Here is a 17,005-nt window from a genome sequence, read left to right as displayed (position 1 = left end):
GGGCACCACGCCGTGTTCGCAGCGGGACCGTGTCCGCCGCGTCCGGGAAGCGCCTACGGCTGCCGCCTCGAAGGCGACGAGTCCAGGCGCCCGCCCGCGTCAGTGCGCCCGCCCGCGTCAGTGCGCTCGTGCGCGGGCGGCGGGCGGGCGTCCCCACGTGGCCAGGGCCCTGAGGAGGGTGCCGCGCCCGCGGTCCGGCACCGTCCACAGTGACTGGCCCCGCACGCCCCACCGCTCCAGCAGGGTGTTGGCCGCGAGGAAGCCGCTCGTGGCGGCCCGTTCCATGAGGGCCACGGGCAGGCCGGTGCGGACCAGGTCACCGGCCACGACCAGCCGGGGGTGCGGGGTGCGGACGGTGGGGCGGTCGCCGTAGCCGCCCACCGGGAACAGGGGGCAGTCCTCGTGCCACTCGTGGCGGGCGTCGAGGACCGTCGCCGGGCCGGTCTCCGGGTAGACGAGGCGCAGTTGTTCGAGCAGACGCTTCTCTTCGACGTCCCGGTCGGCTCCGGGCGGTACGGCGTAGGCGTGCAGTTCGACGACGGAGCCTCCGGTGCGTGCGCTCCACCGGGCCGCCTCGTCCTCGTAGCGTTCCGGCACGCTGACGTTGTCCAGGGTGCCGAAGCCGCTGGTACCGAGGAAGCCGGGCCGGTCGCGTGCGACGGGCCGGTCCAGCCACAGCCGGCTGACCAGGAAGGGCGGGGCGGTCCGCAGCCGTCCGATCCGCTCTCGCCAGGGCGCGTCGCCCAGTTCTCCGCAGCGGCCGACCAGTGAGCGCAGCCCTGCGGTGTCGAGGGCGAGGACGACCCCGTCGTAGCGGCGCTCGTCGCGTCCGGTGGCGGCCACGAAGCCGCCGTCCCGGGTGGGCGCGATGTGCTCGACGGCTGTCGCGGTGCGCACCTCGGCACAGTGCCGGGCCAGGTGGCGGGCGAGCGGATCCCACAGCGCGGCGGGGAAGGGCGCACGGGGCACGTCGAACAGCAGTCCCTCGGCGGAGCCGAGGAAGTAGATGTGGAACATCAGCGCCATCTCGGCCGCCGACAGCTCACGCGGATCGGCGAAAAAGCTACGGGAGAACACCTCGAAGGCCAGGTGGCGGGCGCTTTCGGGGAAGCCCACGGCGTCCAGGAAGGCGTGCGCGCTGGTGCCGTCCAGGCGGTCGTACACCCGCGGCACGCGGACGTCGAGCAGGGGCAGGGCCGTCCGCGGGTTCATCGCGCGCAGGTCCGCGAACCGGAAGGAGGGGCTGAGCGCCACGAAGCCGAGCGCGCTGAGCGGCGGGGTGCGCGGGACGTGCCGGAAACTGTCGCGCAGGCCGGTGGCATGGCGCAGCGGGTAGTCCGGAAGGCCGGTGAGCCGCTCCAGGCCGGGGTCCGTCCGCCGCAGCAGCCCGCGCAGGTTGTAGTACTGGCGGAAGAAGGCGTGGAAGCCGCGGCTCAGGGTCACCGCGGTGCCGTCGCGCAGTTCCGTCGGCCATCCGCCGACCCGTCCGCCGAGGTAGGGCCGTTTCTCGTACAGGGTGACGCGCACCCCGCGCTCGGCGAGGACGGTGGCGGCGGCCAGGCCCGCGATCCCCGCGCCGACCACCGCCACCGACGGCGGGGCTCCCTGCACACGGGGGGCGCCAGGCGGGGCGGGTACGACGCGGGCCCGCCGGTCGCGGCCCGGGCGCGCGGCACGCCGGCCCGGGGTGCTCACGCGTCCTCCTTCGGGGCGTGCGCCCGGCGGGCGACGAAGGTGTGGGTGATGCCCGTCTGCCAGCCCGGCAGCGGCAGGGCGCGGACGTGGTCGAAGCCGGCCGCGCCGAGCCTCCGCGCGAACCGCCCGGCGGTGTCGAAGTCCACGACGCTGCGCCACAGGTGCCGGTACAGCGGCCCGTCCCCCAGCAGGGTCGCGGCGGGTTGTACGACACCCCGGCACACGAGCGTCCACACCGCGCGGTCCGTGCGCCGCCCGCGGAGGGTGTACTCGTGCACGCCGAGCCGGCCGCCCGGCCGCAGCAGTCCGCGCACGGTGGCGAGTACGGCGTCGGGGTCGGTGACGTTGCGCAGGAGATAGGCCGCGAACACCGCGTCGAACGGGCCGGTCACCCCGGCCTCGCCCAGCCGCTCGGCGGGGGCGTGCACGAAACTCACCCCGCCCGCCCACGGTTTGGCCGCGGCCCGCCGGAGCATGCCGGCCGAGGCGTCCACGGCCGTGATGCGGGCGGCGGGCAGGACGGACCGCAGCGCGGCCGTGGAGGCGCCGGTACCGCAGCCGAGGTCGAGCAGACGCAGTCCCTGACCCCTTCCGGGCAGGCCGAGCCGGCGCACCGAGCGGCGCAGGTGGGCGTGGTAGCCGGGGTTGGCGGCCACGAGCGTGTCGTAGCCGCGGGCGGCGTGGTCGAAGGCGGCGGCGAGCCGCTCGTCGCGCAGCAGTGTCATGCGGTCTCCGTCGGGGGGAGGTGCGGGGTGGCGCGGGGCGCCGGCGGACGCGGTGCCGGGGGCAGGTCGTGGGGGCGGCGGGGCAGGCGGGGCAGTTCCAGGGCGGAGCGCAGCATCGGTGCGACGGGTGTGCGCAGGCCGATGGACAGGTCCTCGTAGGGGCGGGTGTCCCCGTCGAGGAAGCGCAGCAGTCGTGCCATGGGCACGCGGGTGAAGAGGCGGCCGAACAGGTCCGGGCCGTCGGCCCGGCCGCTGTCCAGGGCGCGCAGCAGGACGGCGTCCATGCCGCGGTGGCGCGCCGGGTGGGCGGCGGGCGGCACGGGGCGGCGGCCGCGGCGCAGGGCGGCGGCGACCGCCCGGGTCTGGCGTTGCAGTCCGGCGAAGGTGTACCCAGTGGCGGGGCGGGTCGCTCCGCCGGCGGCGCCGATGCGGAAGACGGAGGCCCCGGTCTGCCGGGCGATCGGCGCGTCGGTCATCGGGATGACACCGGTCTCGGTGGCCAGGACCTGCCATGTGCCGAGCCGCAGCACCTCGTCGGCGTAGTGCCGCACGGCGGCCTCGTAGCGGTCCGGTTCTAGGGTGCGCCGGGAGAACTCGGTGTATTCGACGAGCGCCTCGCGGGGCCCGGTGGGCAGGACGTAGCCGAAGGACAGGCCGTGGGCGGGCTGCGGGGTACGGAAGTCCATCAGTTCGGCGGCGGCCGGGTCGAAGACGGGCCGGGCGGTGCGCACGAACCAGCCGTGGAAGTGCTGGAGCAGGGTGGTACGGGCGGCCGGGAGGCTGCCCAGGGGGCGGGAGTCGAACACCCAGCGGGCGCTGAGCACCCGCGTCCGGCCGTCGGTGTCCCTGAGGTGGACGTGCGCGCCACCGGGCACGTCCTCCACCGTGTCGACGGTCGCTTCGAGGCGCCGGACGTTGGGGCTGCGGGCCAGGTCCCGGGAGACGAGTCGCTCGAAGTCGTCGGAGCGGATCATGCGGTACCGCAGCGGGTCGATGTCGCCCTCGACCGGGTCGCCGGTGGGCGGGCGCACCCTCAGCCGCCGCCACTGGGCCCGCACCGCCGCGTCGAACCGTCCCGTTCCCGCCGTCCAGTAGCACCACGTCCGCGGGGGCGGCCGCAGCGGGCCGGGCGGCGCGTCGACCAGTACCACGGTCGGTGTCCGCAGGCCGGGGACGTGTCCGGCGAGCCGGTGGGCCAGCGACAGCCCGGCGGCGCCCGCGCCCACGACGGCCACGTCCGTGTCCGGCACGGCGTCTCCTCTCCTCGGTGTACTTCCTGGTCGCGGATCGTCGCGGCACCGGCGAGTGCCCGGACCGGCCGCCGGGGGACACGTCGTCCCGGCCCGGTATCGCGGATTGTGTACCCCGGCGGATGCAGGGCACCCCCTGGTGGCGAGCGGCCGGGCGCCGGACACGGCACGCTGAGGGGGCGGGTCCCCGGTGATCCGGGCGATCGCGCGCCGCGTGCACGTGTCCGCCCGCGTGCGGGCGAACGGGTGACGGCACGACGGGTACGGACACGACGGAGGGAAACCGGGATGCGGCCTGGCCACGCGAAGGACCACCCGGCGACGGCGCCGCCGGGCGCGGCGGGGCCCGTGGGGTCGCCGACGCACGGGGCGGTGGCCGACGACGGGGAGGGATGCCGCGTCCGGGGGGAGGGCGTTCTCCTGCCGGCCGGGCCCGCCGAGGTGCGGCGGATCGACGCCGACGTGCCCGGTGCCGTCGGCCGGGTGCTCGGCCAGGTGCTGGCGGAGCGGCTGCGCCGCGCCCTGCGGACGGATGCCCTGTTCGGCGAGGAACTGGCCGAACGGGTGGCACGCTTCACCCTTGAGGGGGGCAAGCGCACGCGCGCGCGGCTGCTGTGGTGGGCCTGCCGGGCCTGCGCCGGCCGGGACGCGGCGGCCGCGGGGGCGGCCCTGCGGCTCGGGGCCGCCCTGGAACTGCTCCAGACGTGCGCGCTCGTCCACGACGACGTGATGGACCGCGCGGTACTGCGGCGTGGCCGGCCGGCGCTGCACACGGATCTGGCCGACCGGTATGCCGGCCGGGTCGGGCCCGAGCGGGCCGGGCGGTTCGGGCAGTCGGCAGCGGTCCTCGCCGGGGATCTCGCGCTGGCCTGGGCCGACGATCTGATGGCGGAGACACCGCTGGCGCCGGGGACGGGGAAGGTGGTGCGGCGGCTGTGGAGCGACATGCGCACGGAGATGGTGGCGGGCCAGTACCTGGACGTACAGGGGCAGGTCACCGAGGCGCGGTCGCTGCCCCGTGTGCTGCGCGCCGCCTGCCTGAAGAGCGCCCTGTACTCGGTCGAGCGGCCCCTCGCCCTGGGGGCCGCGGTGGCGGGCGCCGACCGGGTGACGCTGCGCCGGCTGGGCGACGCCGGGCGCTGTGTCGGCATGGCGTTCCAGCTGCGCGACGACCTGGACGACGTCTTCGGGGACCCGCGGGTGACCGGCGAGGTGTGCGGCGACGACATCCGGGAGGGCAAGCCCACCTATCTGGTCGCGGTCGCCCGCGCGCGGGCGGAGGCCGCCGGTGACGGTGCCGCGCTCGCCGTGCTGGACCGGTGGCTCGGTGACCCGGCCCTCACCGAGCGCGGCCTGGACGAGGTGCGGGAGGTGCTGGTCGCGACGGGCGCGCGCGCCACCGTGGAGGCCGAGCTGGACCGGCTGGCCGCGCGGGGGCTGCGGCACTTCGACGGCGCCGTCCTCGACCCGGAGGGCGCCGGGCCGCTGCGCGATCTGCTGCTCGCCACGGCGGGGGCCCGGCCGGAAACGGACGCCACGGTAGGTCCGGCCGCCCGTGCCCGCGGTGGCGCGAGGGGTGACCGGTGACGCGTACCGTGCCCGGTCCGACGGACCGGGTGGTGGTCGTCGGTGCCGGGCTCGCCGGGCTGTCTGCGGCGCTGCACCTGCTGGGCGCCGGACGCCGGGTCACCGTCGTCGAGCGCGAGGAGCTGCCCGGCGGCCGGGCCGGGCGCATGGACCTGGCCGGTTACCGGATCGACACCGGGCCGACCGTGCTGACCATGCCCGACCTGGCCGACGAGGCGTTCGCCGCCGTGGGGACGAGCCTGTACGACCGGGTGGAGCTGATCCCCCTGCACCCCGCCTACCGGGCCTGCTTCGCGGACGGCAGCGGCCTCGACGTGCACAGCGACGCCGAGGCGATGGCCGCGGAGGTGGAGCGGTTCGCCGGGGCGGCGGAGGCGGCGGGCTACCGGCGGCTGCGCGACTGGCTCCAGCGGCTGTACCGGGCGCAGCTGCGCCGGTTCATCGACGCCGACTTCGACTCGCCGCTCGGTCTGCTGCACCCCGATCTCGCCCGGCTGGCCGCCCTCGGCGGTTTCGGCCGCCTGGACGCCCGGATCGGCCGTTTCCTGAGCGACGAGCGGCTGCGCCGGGTGTTCTCCTTCCAGGCCCTGTACGCGGGTGTGCCCCCGGCGCGGGCGCTGGCCGCCTACGCGGTGATCGCCTACATGGACACCGTCGCCGGCGTGTACTTCCCCCGGGGCGGCATGCACGCCCTGCCCCGGGCGATGGCGGAGGCCGCCGCCGCGGCCGGGGCCGATCTGCGGTACGGGCAGCCGGTGACCCGCCTGGAGCGGTCGGGCGAGCGCGTCACGGCCGTGATCACCGACGCCGGCCGCATCCCGTGCGACGCGGTCGTCCTCACCCCGGACCTGCCGGTCGCCTACCGGCTGCTCGGCCGCCGGCCACGCCGGCCGCTCGGACTGCGCCACTCCCCCTCCGCGGTCGTGCTGCACGCCGGCACGGACCGCACCTGGCCGCACCTCGCCCACCACACGATCTCCTTCGGCGCGGCGTGGCACACCACCTTCGACGAACTCACCCGCGCCGGAAGCCTGATGAGCGACCCGTCACTGCTCGTCACCCGGCCCACCGCGACCGATCCCTCTCTCGCGCCGCCCGGCCGCCACCTGCACTACATCCTCGCCCCCTGCCCCAACACCGACATCGGCCCGGGCCCCGCGGCCTGGTCCGACCTCGGTCCGCGCTACCGGGACACGCTGCTGCGGGAGCTGGAGCGGCGCGGACTGGACGGCATCGAGGCCGCCATCGAGGAGGAGTGCCTGGTCACCCCGGCCGACTGGCACGCGCGGGGGCACGCCGCCGGCACCCCCTTCTCGGCCGCCCACACCTTCGCGCAGACCGGGCCGTTCCGGCCGCGCAATCTGGTACGCGGCACGCGGAACGCGGTCCTGGCCGGCTGCGGCACCACGCCCGGCGTCGGCGTGCCGACCGTGCTGCTGTCGGGGAAGCTGGCGGCGGCCCGCATCACGGGCCTACCCGGGCGTGGCGGCGGCCGCCCGCGCCCCTCACCGGCCGCCGCGAACGCTCCGCGGCGGGCCGACGCCCCGGCCCCCACGGGCTCGCGGGCCGCCCGGCGGGAGGCGGCCGCCGCCCCACGGGCGCATGCGGAACGCCCCCACCGCCTCGCCCCCGCGCGGGAACCCTCAGCCTCGTCACCGGACCGTCCGGCCTCCTCACCGGACCGTCCGGCCGCCGCACGGCAGTCCCCGCCGCCGGGGAGCCCCCGGGCCGACCCCACGGCCCCCGCGACCGAAGGCAGGACCGGATGACCGATCGAGAGCTGGACGCGGCGGGAATCGACGATCCGGCGCTGCGCGCGGCCTACCACCGCTGCCGGGCCCTCAACGCCCGCCACGGCAGGACCTACTTCCTCGCCACCCGGCTGCTGCCCGTCGCACGCCGGCCCGCCGTGCACGCCCTGTACGGCTTCGCCCGCTGGGCCGACGACATCGTCGACTCCCTCGACCCCGGCACGGGAACGGACGTACGGGTGCGGGCCCTGGCCCGGCTCCAGGAGGAACTGGCGGAGGGGCTGCGGCGGGGCGGCAGCGGCGAGCCGGTGGTGCGCGCGCTCGCCGACACCGCCCGCCGCTACGCCATCGACCACGCCCACTTCCGGGACTTCATGACCGCGATGCGCTCCGACCTGGTCGTGACGGCCTACCCCACCTACGCCGACCTGCGCGCGTACATGCACGGCTCGGCCGCGGTGATCGGGCTCCAGATGCTGCCCGTGCTGGGCACGGTGGCGCCGCGGGAGGAGGCCGAGCCGTACGCCGCCGCGCTCGGCGTCGCCTTCCAGCTGAGCAACTTCCTGCGGGACGTCGGCGAGGACCTGGACCGCGGGCGCGTCTACCTGCCCGCCGACCTGCTCGCCGGGCACGGCGTCGACCGGGACCTGCTGGCCTGGAGCCGCGCGACGAGCCTCCCGGACCGCCGGATCACCGCCGCGCTCAGGGAATTCGCGGAGCTGACCCGCGGGGTGTACCGGGAGGCGGTGCCCGGCATCGGGCTGCTCGAACCGGTGGCCCGGCCCTGTATCCGGACCGCGGCCGTCCTGTACGGCGGCATCCTGGACGCCGTCGCCCGCGACGGCTACACCGTGCTGCACCGGCGCTCGGCGGTGTCGCGGCGGCGCCGGGCGGTGGTCGCCGCCGACGGGCTGGTCCGGGTGGCGGCGGTCCGGCTGCGGACGCGGGCCGCCCTGCCGCACCGGCCGGCCGCTCGCGCCCGCGCGCTGCCCGCGGCCCCGCTCGCGCCGGTGCCGGTCCTCCGCTCTCCCGAGGGGGTCGCGTGAGCCGCCGTCGCCTGCCGCTGTCGCTGCGCCGCCGTGCAGTGCCCTGGGCGGAACAGCGGCCCACGTGGCGCGAGGCGCGGCCCGCGCTGATCGCCGGGGCGCTGAAGCGGGCACAGGCGCGGCCGTCCGGGAACTGGTACGTCGTCGGCGCCTCCCGGGCCCTGCGCGGGGACGGCAAACTGGCGCGGACCGTGGCGGGACAGGAGATCGTCGTGTGGCGGGGGCCCGACGGCCGGCCCGTCGCCGGCCCGGGGAGCTGCCCGCACCTGGGGGCGCCGCTGCGGGACAGTCCGGTGCGCTGCGGCACCCTGGTGTGCCACTGGCACGGACTGGCCCTGGACGGCACCCCGTACGCGGGCTGGTCGCCGCTGCCGGTGCACGACGACGGGGTGCTGGTGTGGGTACGGCTGGACGCGGTGGGTGGTGAGGAGCCCCTGGACGCACCGGCCGTCCCGCCCCGGCCCGAGCCCGCGCGCGCCCTGACGGCCGTCTACACCGGGGTGGGTGTCTGTGAGCCGGAGGACGTGGTGGCCAACCGGCTCGACCCGTGGCACGGGGCGTGGCTGCACCCGTACTCGTTCGTCGATCTGACCGTGGTGGACTCCCCCGCCGACCCGGCCGACACGGTGGACGACGGTACGGACGCCCTGACCGTCGACGTGTCCTTCAAGGTGGCGGGCCGCATCGTCGTACCGGTCCGCGCCGTCTTCACCGCGCCCGGCCCCCGTACGGTCGTCATGCGCGTCTGCGAGGGCGAGGGCACGGGGTCCGTCGTGGAGACACACGCCACCCCGCTCGGCACGGACGGGGCCGGGCGGCCCCGCACCGCCGTGATCGAGGCGGTGCTCGCCGCCTCCGCCCGCCCGGGCTTCGCCGCCGCCCGCCGGGCCGCACCGCTGCTGCGCCCCCTGGTACGCGCCACGGCCGGCCGCCTGTGGCGGGACGACCTGGCCTACGCGGAACGGCGCTGGCACCTGCGGTCCACGGGCCGCTTCCCGAACTGAAACGGACATAAGCGATGAATAGTACGGAAGTGGGGGGTTACTCCAGGAGGGACACCCGAAAGAACGGAGACGCCCGATGATCATCCAGAAGATGCACGACATGGGCATCCGCAGCGAACACGCCTACCTGGCCGCCTTCGCCTCCATCGGCCTGAGCGTCGCCTCCTGGGCCGGCTCCCTCAAGATGGAGCCGGGCACCGGCCTGGCCCGCGCCGACCGCTGGGGCCTCTTCGTCGGTGAATGGGCACCCACCTTCTTCGGCCTCGGCCTCGCCCTGTCCCACTACGAGCAGCAGGACGGCACCCTCACCGGCACCGTCCATCCGCTGCGCGAGGCCGGCTGACCGGCGCTCGCGGACAGACTCCGAGGCAGGCGCACGCGGTCCGGTGACCGGCGCCCGCCTCGGAAGGGCCCGTCCCCTCAGGCACGTCGCAGGAGCACGACGTTGTTGTGCCCGCCGAAACCGCAGGAGTTGCTGGCCACGGCCTCCATGCGCTGGGGGCGCGGCACCTTGGCGACGACATCGAGGTCGATGTCGGGGTCGAGCTGATCGAGGTTGGCCGTGGGCGGGATGGTCTGGTGCTCGAGGGTCAGTGCGGCCAGCACCGCCTCGATGGCGCCCGCCGCGCCGAGCGTGTGACCGGTCACCCCCTTGGTGGAGGTGACAGCGAGTGGCTGCCTGTGGAACAGGCGGGCGAGGGCGGCGCCTTCGATGCGGTCGTTGATCGGGGTGCCGGTGCCGTGGGCATTGACGTGCCCGATGTCGGCGGTACCGAGGCCGGCGTCGCGGAGGGCCGCCGTGAAGGCACGCTCGACGCCGGTACCGTCGGGGCGCGGAGCCGCGTAGTGGTAGCCGTCGGTGGAGGATCCGTAGCCGCTGAAATAGGCGCGGACACGGGCTCCGCGCGCACGGGCGTCCGCCGCGCGTTCGAGGACCATCAGACCGGCGCCTTCCGCGAGCACGAAGCCGTCGCGGTCCACGTCGAAGGGCCGGCTGGCGCCCTGCGGATCGTGCAGGCGGCCGGAGAGAGCTCCCATCTGGGCGAAACACGCCGAGGGGAGAGGATGGCAAGGGGCCTCGGCACCGCCGGCCAGCGCGATGTCGCAGCGGTCCGCCAGGAGGAGGTCGCGGGCGGTACCGAGAGCGGTCGCCCCGGACGCACAGGCGGTGGTGACCGCCATGCTGGGGCCGTGGGCGCCCAGCGCGATGCAGATCTCCGCCGGTGCCGCGTTGGTGGTGGTACGGGGAACCAGGAGCGGCGAGAGGCTGTGGTAGGCGCCGTCCATGAGTTTGCGGACCGCCGGGACGACGAGGTCCTTGCTGTCGTAGCCGACGCCGATGACCACCGCGACCCGGGCTCCGTCCCAGGTCGCCGGATCCAGGCCGGCGTTCCGTACCGCCTCGTGAGCGGCGATCAGGGCCAGGTGGGTGAACCGGTCCATCCGCCACACCTGAGGTCCGATCAGGGCCTGGGCGTCGAACGGCGGCGCCCGGCAACTGAGCGGGACGGGGACGTCGCCCAGCGCCGGATCGATCACGGCCGTGGGGGTTCCGGCACACACGGTGCGCCACGTGCTCTCCGCGTCGGTTCCGGCCGGCGTGATCAGGCCGATGCCGGTGACGGCGATGTCACGGGTGGTCATGCCGGAACTTCGGCCGCGCGGGCGGCAGGCTGCGCTGCGTCGATGAGGGCCACGGTCTCGGCGAGCGTGAGCCGGAGGGACTTGAGGCCCTCGTGACCCGTGGGGACGGTCATACCCAACTCGTCCTGGAGCACACAGAGCAGTTCGACGACGGCGAGCGAGTCCAGACCCAGGTCCTCCAGGGTCGAATCGGCGCGGACCGTGTCGGCAGGGATGTTGAAGTGGCTGGTCAACGCGGTTTTACGGTGTCGTAGGTAGAGGTCATCGCGAGATCCTTCGGCGTGGAGGGCGGGCTTTCACAGGCGGAGCGCCAGCAGGCCGGCGCTGCTGCCGGCGGCGAGGCCGATGAGGGCGACGAGGTCGCCGGGGTGGGCCTTGCCGGTCTCGATGGCGCGGGTCAGCTGGAGGGGCAGGGAGGCGGAGGCGACGTTTCCGTGCCGAGGGAGGGTGACGATCAGTTTGTCGCGGGGGACGCCGATCTCCGGTCCGCAGAGTTCGTCGAGGTCGGCGAGGGCGACTTGGTGGACACCGATGAACGCGAAGTCATCGAAGCCAAGGCCGAGTTCGGTCAGCGCGCGATGCAGATGGTCACGCCCGAGGGCCCGCAGGCTGTCCCGCATGCGCATGCTGTCCATGCGGAAGAACGCGGTGTCCTCCGGTCCCGTTCGCCGGCGCAACGAGGCGATGCCGCCGTGCGGGACGGTGGCCGAGGGCCAGGCCGCGGAGTCGGCGGCGAAGCGGCAGCCGAGGATCCCCCGGGGCGGCTGGTCCCCGGGCGCCTCCCCCGCTGTCAGCAGGAGGGCGGCGCCGGCGTCGGAGAATCCGTAGGCCGGCAGTGATCGGGCGAACGCGGAGGCGTCGGGGACCCGGAGCCGGGCGGAGACCGAGGGGGCCTCCCCGCAGGTGATCAAGACGGTGCGGTAGCGCCCGGACGCGATCAGGGCCTGGGTGATCTCCAGGGCGTTGAGCACACTGTTGCAGGCGTTCTTCACGTCGAACACCGGGCAGGACAGCCCGAGTTTGGCGGCCACGACGTGCGACGTGGCCGGCTCGATCATGTCCTGGCTGGCCGCGGCGAAGATCATCAGGTCGACCTCGGCGGGCTGGACTCCGCTGTCGGCCAGGAGCTTGCGCGCGGCGCTCACCGCGAGGTCGGACGCCTGCTCGTCGTCGCCGCTGAGGTGTACGCCCTGAACCCCGGTCAGTTGGGTGATCAGCCCGGGGGGCGGGACGAAGCCGTCGCTGGCGGCCGCGATCTGGGCTTCCCTTTCCTCCATGCTTACCCAGCGCTCGGGCAGATGGACGGCAACCCCTGCCAGGTGGGCTCGAACGTTACTCATGTGACCACAATGGGTCGGCGGAGACGCCTTTATTCTGTCGATGCGTCATTAGTGTTGCTATATGGCCGCTTTGGCGGCGCGATGCTCGCCCGACGGGGTGGCAGCATGTTGCCGCCTTCCGTCCCTGGCTACACATGAGCCCCGACAGGGTGACGATGCCTGCCTGGCGAAGGACGGTCGCGATGATGCGTGGATCCCTTGGCTCCAGGTCCAGGCCGTGGGTGGTCCTGGCGGTGGCCGCGGGACTGGCGGCGGTGTGCGCCTGGTTCGGTGCCTCGGCGCACGCGCGACTGTCTCCCGGAGGCATCGTGCCGACCACGACCGAGGCGGCCCGTGCGGACCAGGCATTGCAGCGCGGATTCGGCGCCACCCCGCCCCAACTCGTACTCGTCGCCCGCGTAACGGGCGCCCGGACCCTGGCGGACCCTGGCGCGGCGGCCGAGGCGGAACGGCTGGCACAGCGCCTGTCGGCCGACCGCTCGGTCTCACAAGTGGTCTCCTACTGGCGCACCGGGGCACCGTCGCTCCGCGCGGCCGACGGACGCAGCGCCCTGGTGCTCGTACGGCTCCGAGGGGGCGAGCAGGAGACGACCCGGACGGCCGAGCGGCTGTTGCCGCGGCTGGCCGGGCACCACGGCCCGCTGGACATCGCGGTCACCGGTGAGGCGGCCTCACGCGCCGAGGCGCTGCGCACCGCGCGCGAGGACCAGGTGCGCGCGGAGCTGCTGGCCCTGCCGCTGACCGCGCTGCTGCTGGTCGTGGTGTTCGGGTCGGTGGTGGCAGCCCTGCTGCCGGTGGCCGTGGGTGTGCTGGCGGTGCTGGGCACCACGGCCGTTCTGCGGCTGCTCACCTCCGTCACGGAGGTGGCGGTGAGCGCCGCCAACGTTTCCTCCGCGCTCGGTTTCGCCCTCGCCGTCGACTACAGCCTCTTCCTGCTCGCCCGCTACCGAGAGGAGAAGGCCGCCACCGGCACCGAGGCCGCCCTCCGCACGACACTGCGCACCGCGGGCCGGGCGGTGGCGTTCTCCGCGGGGACCGTCATCCTCTCCCTGGCCGCGCTGCTGGTCTTCCCGCACACCATCCTGCGCTCGGTCGCCTATGGCGGTATGGCGGTCACCGCCTTCGCGGCCGTCGGCAGCCTGGTCGTGCTGCCGGCCCTCCTCGTGGTGCTGGGAGACCGCGTCGACCGGTTCGGCATCCGTTCCCGCCGGCACCGCGCCCGCCCGGTCGCCGAGCACCGGGCGGAGGCACTGGGACGGTGGGGACGGACGGCCCGCGCCGCCATGCGGCGCCCCGGTCTGGTGACCGTCACCCTCACCGCCGCGCTGCTGCTGCTCGCCGCCCCCTTCACGCGCGTGCAGACCAGCCTGTTCGACGACCGGGTGGCGCCCGCCTCCTCCACCGTTGCCGAGGCAGGCGCGCTGCTGCGGGCGGGCTACCAGCTCAACGCCGTCATCGCGCCGACGACCGTGGTACTGCCGCACTTCGACCTGCGACGGCAAGCCGCGGCGCTCGATGCCTACGCCCGGCGTGTCGCCCGCCAGACGGGCGTGGACAAGGTGGAGACGGCGACGGGAACGTACACCGCGGGCGGACGCGAGAGGCCACCGGACGCCACCGCCGCGGCCTTCGCCTCCTCCCGCGGCGTCTGGCTGTCGGTGGCCACCTCCGGCGAGCCGTACTCCGCCGCCAACCGCGATCTCGCCCGGACCTTGCGCGCGCTCCCCGCTCCCGCCCCCGTCCTCGTCGGCGGCCCCGGCGCCGTCCTGAACGACGTGCGGCAAGCGCTGTTCACCCGCCTGCCGCTGTGCCTGTTCCTGGCGGGCGCCGCGCTGTTCGCCCTCACCCTGGCGCTGACCCGGCGACCGGTCATGGCCCTCACGGCACTGCTGCTCAACGCGCTGAGCCTGGCGGCCAGTTTCGGCGCCCTGGTCTTCGTCTTCCAGGAAGGGCACCTGGCCGGCCTGCTGGGCGGCTTCCCCGTCACCGGCACCACCGACGCGCTCACGCCCGTCCTCGTCTTCGGCATCGCCTTCGGGCTGTCCATGGACTACGAGATCCTCCTGCTCGCCCGTATCTGCGAGGAGTACCGGCGCACCGCCCCCGACGGCGCCGCCGCCATCGTCCGCGGACTGGACCGCACCGCGCGGCTGTTCACCTGGGCCGCCCTCACGCTGGCCGTCGTCATGGCCGCCCTGGCCGCCTCGGAACTGATCCTGCTGAAGATCATCGGCGTCGGCCTCGCACTCGCGGTCGTACTCGACGCCACCGTCGTCCGCGGCCTGCTCGCCCCCGCCGTACTGGCCCTGGCCGGACGCGCCGCGTGGTGGAGTCCGTGGCCCCGCCCCAAGTCCCCCGTACCGCCCCTTACCGGAAGCCCGGCCCTCGCTCCGGCAGGGCCGACGGGCGCCGAGCACCCCAGGAGTGATCGCTGATGACCCACCAGGCCCTGCAGTCTTCCCGGACCCCCGACGCCGTCGCCCGGCGGCTCCTGACCGCCACCGCGGCCCGCTCCTACGACCCCGACACCGAGATCGACTGGGACACACCCCTGCCGGCCGACACCTGGTTCTGGCCGCCCGAGCGTCTCACCCTCTACGGCACCCCGCTGTGGGAACGCATGGACCACCGCCGGCGCGTCGAACTCTCCCGCCACGAGGCGGCACACATGGCAGAGCTGGGCCACTGGTTCGAACTGGCCATCATCCGCATGTTCTCCCGGTACCTGATGTCCCGGAACGGCCTGGACGCCCGCGCCTTCTACGCCCTGACCGAGATGGCCGACGAGACCCGGCACATCACCATGTTCGGGCGGCTGCTGAACAGACTCGACCGCCCGTACCACGGTGTCCCCGCCCGGGTCCGGTACCCCTTTCCGCTGGCCGACTCGCTCTTCCAGGACATCACGACCTTCGCCGGCGCCCTGATCGTCGAAGAGGTGCTCGACCGGCTCCAGCGCGAGGTCGCCCAGGACGAGCGCGTCCAGCCCCTGGTCCGGGCGGTGTGCCGGCTGCACGTCAGCGAAGAGGCCCGGCACGTCGGCTTCGCCCGCGCCGAGCTGCGCGAAGCGGTCCGCCTCGCGTCCCGCGGACACCTGGCCCGCCACCGGGTCCTGACCGCCCTGGTCGCCTTCTACACCGTGCCGCCGCTCCTGCGCCCCGACCGCTACGGCGACGTGGGGCTGCCCGCCAAGGAAGCCCGGCGCCAGGCGCTCCGCAACCCGCATCACCGCGCGACCATGCGCTGGTCCGGCGAGAAACTGCTCGCCTTCCTCACCGAGGTGGACCTGATCAGGCCCGCTCAGCACCCTCTGTGGCGCCGCGCGGGCCTGATGGCCTGACCCTCACCACGGAGTGCACCAGCGCCGGGCCGCGTACGCGACCAGCGGATGAGCCTCGGCGCCCATCGCCGCCCGCTTGACGTGGTCCTTGACCCGTACCGGCGCCAACGCGTCGGCGACCGGCCCCAGTCTCGCCTGCCGGCCGACGACATACCTGGGGCGCGGGCGGGCGGCGAAGAGTGCCCGGCACACGGCCGACGCCACGGGCTCCGAGCCCGGCAGACGGGTGGCGGACTCCCTGAGCCCCGCCTCCGCCGCCCTATACAGATCACCGAAGACCGTCTGCCCGCGGGCCGCCAGTGCCGCCAGAGCGTCAGCCGCGCGGTTCTGGATCGCGCTCGCGTAGGCGCCCGCCTCGACGACGACCACCTGGACGCCGCCGGGCCCCGCCTCCATCCTCAGCGCGTCGTTCAACGCTCCCAACGCCGATTTGCCGGCGCAGTACCATCCCATCGCCGGCGCAGTGACGCGGCCTGCGAGGGAAGAGACGTTGACGATGCGCCCGTCGCCGCGCTTCCGCATGCCGGGCAGCAACAAGCGCGCCATCCGCGCCGCGCCCACCACGTTGACCTCCAGCAGATGCCGCGCGGCCGCGTCGTCGATGTCCTCCACCGCGCCCGCCAGCGGGATGCCGGCGTTGTTCACCAGCGCCCAGGGGCCGCCCCCGGTCGCCTCCGCGACCTGTGCGCACGCGTCACGGCAGGAGCCGGCGTCGGCGACGTCCAGCAGCACCGTCCGCAACGTCACGTCCCGTTCGGCTGCCTCCGCCCGGAGCTTCTCGGCCTTCTCCTCGTCCCGCGCTGTCGCGAAGACCTCGAATCCCGCCTTCGCCAGCTTCAGCGCGGCCCCCCGGCCCACGCCGCTGGTCGCGCCCGTAACCAATACACTTCGACGCACCACACACCTCCTGGAGGACTACGGTCTGCGAACACGATGCGCCACCCGTCCGCCCTCCAAAGCCGAAGAGCCCGGCGTGTCCGACAGCCACCCGCCCGGTTCAGCCGTTCACCTCGGACCCGGGGCCGCTCGGGGGGCGGAGGCCGCGTCGCAGGCGCTGCGTGACAGGGGTCCGCCCACGCGGCGCGTCCCGTTCCGGACAATGAGCGTATGGATATTCGATCCCCTCGTGTGAGCGAGCTGCCCGTTCTCCAGGACATCGAGAGGGCCGCCGGTCAGCGGTACCACGAGATAGGCATGCCGGAGATCGCCGAGGACGAGCCGCTTCCGCTGGACGCGCTCGCCCGGTACCAGCGCGACGGGAGGGCCTGGATGGCAGTCGACGCGGCCGGTATCCCGGTCGGCTACCTGATCGCCGACCGCGTCGACGGCAACTTCCATGTCGAGCAGGTCTCGGTGCACCCCGGCAGCGCCCGGCGCGGGGTGGGCAGGGCCCTGCTGGAGCATCTGGCCGACCACGCCAGGAGCCGGCAGGCGCCCGCCCTGACCCTCACCACCTTCGCCGACGTCCCGTGGAACGCCTCCTACTACACGCGCTGCGGCTTCCGGGTCCTGACCGACAGCATGCTCACGCCCGGCCTGCGGGAGATCCGTGAGCGCGAGGCGGCCCACGGCCTGGACCGGTGGCCGCGCGTGTGCATGCGCAGGAATCTGTGACGTCATGGG

The 17,005-nt window shown here is 74.8% G+C and carries 15 protein-coding genes; 8 read left to right on the top strand and 7 right to left on the bottom strand.

Annotation, left to right across the window (positions count from 1 at the left end; translation table 11 throughout):
• Positions 1–117: 117 nt before the first annotated feature.
• The 3 genes from ACSURM_RS36645 to ACSURM_RS36635 are packed head-to-tail and all read right to left on the bottom strand — an operon-like array spanning position 118 to position 3,670.
• Positions 118–1,695: an FAD-dependent oxidoreductase gene (locus ACSURM_RS36645; RefSeq protein WP_436960389.1), complete on the bottom strand. Its 1,578-nt coding sequence runs from the start codon at positions 1,693–1,695 to the stop codon at positions 118–120.
• Positions 1,692–2,420 (bottom strand): class I SAM-dependent methyltransferase, encoded by a 729-nt coding sequence (locus tag ACSURM_RS36640; RefSeq protein ID WP_436960387.1) that lies wholly within the window; start codon positions 2,418–2,420, stop codon positions 1,692–1,694. Before ACSURM_RS36640 ends, ACSURM_RS36645 begins: the two co-directional genes overlap by 4 nt.
• On the bottom strand, positions 2,417–3,670 hold the full coding sequence (locus ACSURM_RS36635) for a lycopene cyclase family protein (protein ID WP_436960385.1): 1,254 nt from the start codon (positions 3,668–3,670) through the stop codon (positions 2,417–2,419). Before ACSURM_RS36635 ends, ACSURM_RS36640 begins: the two co-directional genes overlap by 4 nt.
• Positions 3,671–3,958: 288 nt before the next feature.
• On the opposite strand from ACSURM_RS36635, the gene ACSURM_RS36630 reads away from it, so the two are divergent.
• From ACSURM_RS36630 to ACSURM_RS36610, 5 genes are all read left to right on the top strand, one after another.
• Positions 3,959–5,257: a polyprenyl synthetase family protein gene (locus tag ACSURM_RS36630; RefSeq protein WP_436960383.1), complete on the top strand. Its 1,299-nt coding sequence runs from the start codon at positions 3,959–3,961 to the stop codon at positions 5,255–5,257.
• On the top strand, positions 5,254–7,026 hold the full coding sequence (crtI, locus tag ACSURM_RS36625; RefSeq protein WP_436960381.1) for a phytoene desaturase family protein: 1,773 nt from the start codon (positions 5,254–5,256) through the stop codon (positions 7,024–7,026). The genes ACSURM_RS36630 and crtI overlap by 4 nt, the downstream gene beginning before the upstream one ends.
• On the top strand, positions 7,023–8,054 hold the full coding sequence (locus ACSURM_RS36620) for a phytoene/squalene synthase family protein (protein ID WP_436960380.1): 1,032 nt from the start codon (positions 7,023–7,025) through the stop codon (positions 8,052–8,054). The genes crtI and ACSURM_RS36620 overlap by 4 nt, the downstream gene beginning before the upstream one ends.
• Positions 8,051–9,058: a DUF5914 domain-containing protein gene (locus ACSURM_RS36615; RefSeq protein ID WP_436960378.1), complete on the top strand. Its 1,008-nt coding sequence runs from the start codon at positions 8,051–8,053 to the stop codon at positions 9,056–9,058. Before ACSURM_RS36620 ends, ACSURM_RS36615 begins: the two co-directional genes overlap by 4 nt.
• Before the next feature lie 76 nt (positions 9,059–9,134).
• A complete protein-coding gene (locus tag ACSURM_RS36610; protein ID WP_436960376.1) occupies positions 9,135–9,401 on the top strand; it encodes a hypothetical protein in 267 nt (88 codons plus the stop codon).
• Between the two features lie 77 nt (positions 9,402–9,478).
• Here the strand turns inward: ACSURM_RS36610 and ACSURM_RS36605 are convergent, their stop codons facing one another.
• The 3 genes from ACSURM_RS36605 to ACSURM_RS36595 all read right to left on the bottom strand — a co-directional run bounded on the left by ACSURM_RS36605 (position 9,479) and on the right by ACSURM_RS36595 (position 12,042).
• Positions 9,479–10,702, bottom strand: a complete 1,224-nt coding sequence (locus ACSURM_RS36605; protein WP_436960374.1) for a beta-ketoacyl-[acyl-carrier-protein] synthase family protein — start codon at positions 10,700–10,702, stop codon at positions 9,479–9,481.
• Positions 10,699–10,935: an acyl carrier protein gene (locus ACSURM_RS36600; protein WP_436960372.1), complete on the bottom strand. Its 237-nt coding sequence runs from the start codon at positions 10,933–10,935 to the stop codon at positions 10,699–10,701. The genes ACSURM_RS36605 and ACSURM_RS36600 overlap by 4 nt, the downstream gene beginning before the upstream one ends.
• Positions 10,936–10,998: 63 nt before the next feature.
• Positions 10,999–12,042, bottom strand: a complete 1,044-nt coding sequence (locus ACSURM_RS36595) for a 3-oxoacyl-ACP synthase III family protein (RefSeq protein ID WP_436960370.1) — start codon at positions 12,040–12,042, stop codon at positions 10,999–11,001.
• 308 nt (positions 12,043–12,350) lie between these two features.
• Between ACSURM_RS36595 and ACSURM_RS36590 the strand changes: the two genes are divergently transcribed.
• Both ACSURM_RS36590 and ACSURM_RS36585 read left to right on the top strand, forming a co-directional pair.
• Positions 12,351–14,477: an MMPL family transporter gene (locus tag ACSURM_RS36590; protein WP_436960368.1), complete on the top strand. Its 2,127-nt coding sequence runs from the start codon at positions 12,351–12,353 to the stop codon at positions 14,475–14,477.
• A complete protein-coding gene (locus tag ACSURM_RS36585) occupies positions 14,477–15,382 on the top strand; it encodes an AurF N-oxygenase family protein (protein ID WP_436960367.1) in 906 nt (301 codons plus the stop codon). The genes ACSURM_RS36590 and ACSURM_RS36585 overlap by 1 nt, the downstream gene beginning before the upstream one ends.
• 3 nt (positions 15,383–15,385) lie before the next feature.
• On the opposite strand, the gene ACSURM_RS36580 is transcribed toward ACSURM_RS36585, so the two are convergent.
• Entirely contained in the window at positions 15,386–16,279 is an 894-nt protein-coding gene (locus ACSURM_RS36580; protein ID WP_436960365.1) for an SDR family NAD(P)-dependent oxidoreductase, read from the bottom strand.
• A gap of 210 nt (positions 16,280–16,489) precedes the next feature.
• Between ACSURM_RS36580 and ACSURM_RS36575 the strand changes: the two genes are divergently transcribed.
• Positions 16,490–16,996 (top strand): GNAT family N-acetyltransferase, encoded by a 507-nt coding sequence (locus ACSURM_RS36575; protein WP_436960364.1) that lies wholly within the window; start codon positions 16,490–16,492, stop codon positions 16,994–16,996.
• The last annotated feature ends 9 nt before the right edge of the window (positions 16,997–17,005 follow it).

It is taken from the genome of Streptomyces sp. SudanB182_2057 (assembly GCF_964272715.1).
In the GTDB taxonomy this organism is placed as follows: Bacteria; Actinomycetota; Actinomycetes; order Streptomycetales; family Streptomycetaceae; genus Streptomyces; species Streptomyces rubradiris.
The sequence above is the reverse complement of the archived record's forward strand: the minus strand, read 5'-3'. Positions and strand labels throughout refer to the sequence as shown.

Excerpts from the sequence above, each read along its gene's own strand:
- ACSURM_RS36640 (WP_436960387.1), bottom strand. The coding sequence starts at position 2,420 with ATGACACTGCTGCGCGACGAGCGGCTCGCCGCCGCCTTCGACCACGCC.
- ACSURM_RS36630 (WP_436960383.1), top strand. The coding sequence starts at position 3,959 with ATGCGGCCTGGCCACGCGAAGGACCACCCGGCGACGGCGCCGCCGGGC.
- ACSURM_RS36620 (WP_436960380.1), top strand. The coding sequence starts at position 7,023 with ATGACCGATCGAGAGCTGGACGCGGCGGGAATCGACGATCCGGCGCTG.
- ACSURM_RS36610 (WP_436960376.1), top strand. The coding sequence starts at position 9,135 with ATGATCATCCAGAAGATGCACGACATGGGCATCCGCAGCGAACACGCC.
- ACSURM_RS36605 (WP_436960374.1), bottom strand. The coding sequence starts at position 10,702 with ATGACCACCCGTGACATCGCCGTCACCGGCATCGGCCTGATCACGCCG.
- ACSURM_RS36595 (WP_436960370.1), bottom strand. The coding sequence starts at position 12,042 with ATGAGTAACGTTCGAGCCCACCTGGCAGGGGTTGCCGTCCATCTGCCC.
- ACSURM_RS36585 (WP_436960367.1), top strand. The coding sequence starts at position 14,477 with ATGACCCACCAGGCCCTGCAGTCTTCCCGGACCCCCGACGCCGTCGCC.
- ACSURM_RS36575 (WP_436960364.1), top strand. The coding sequence starts at position 16,490 with ATGGATATTCGATCCCCTCGTGTGAGCGAGCTGCCCGTTCTCCAGGAC.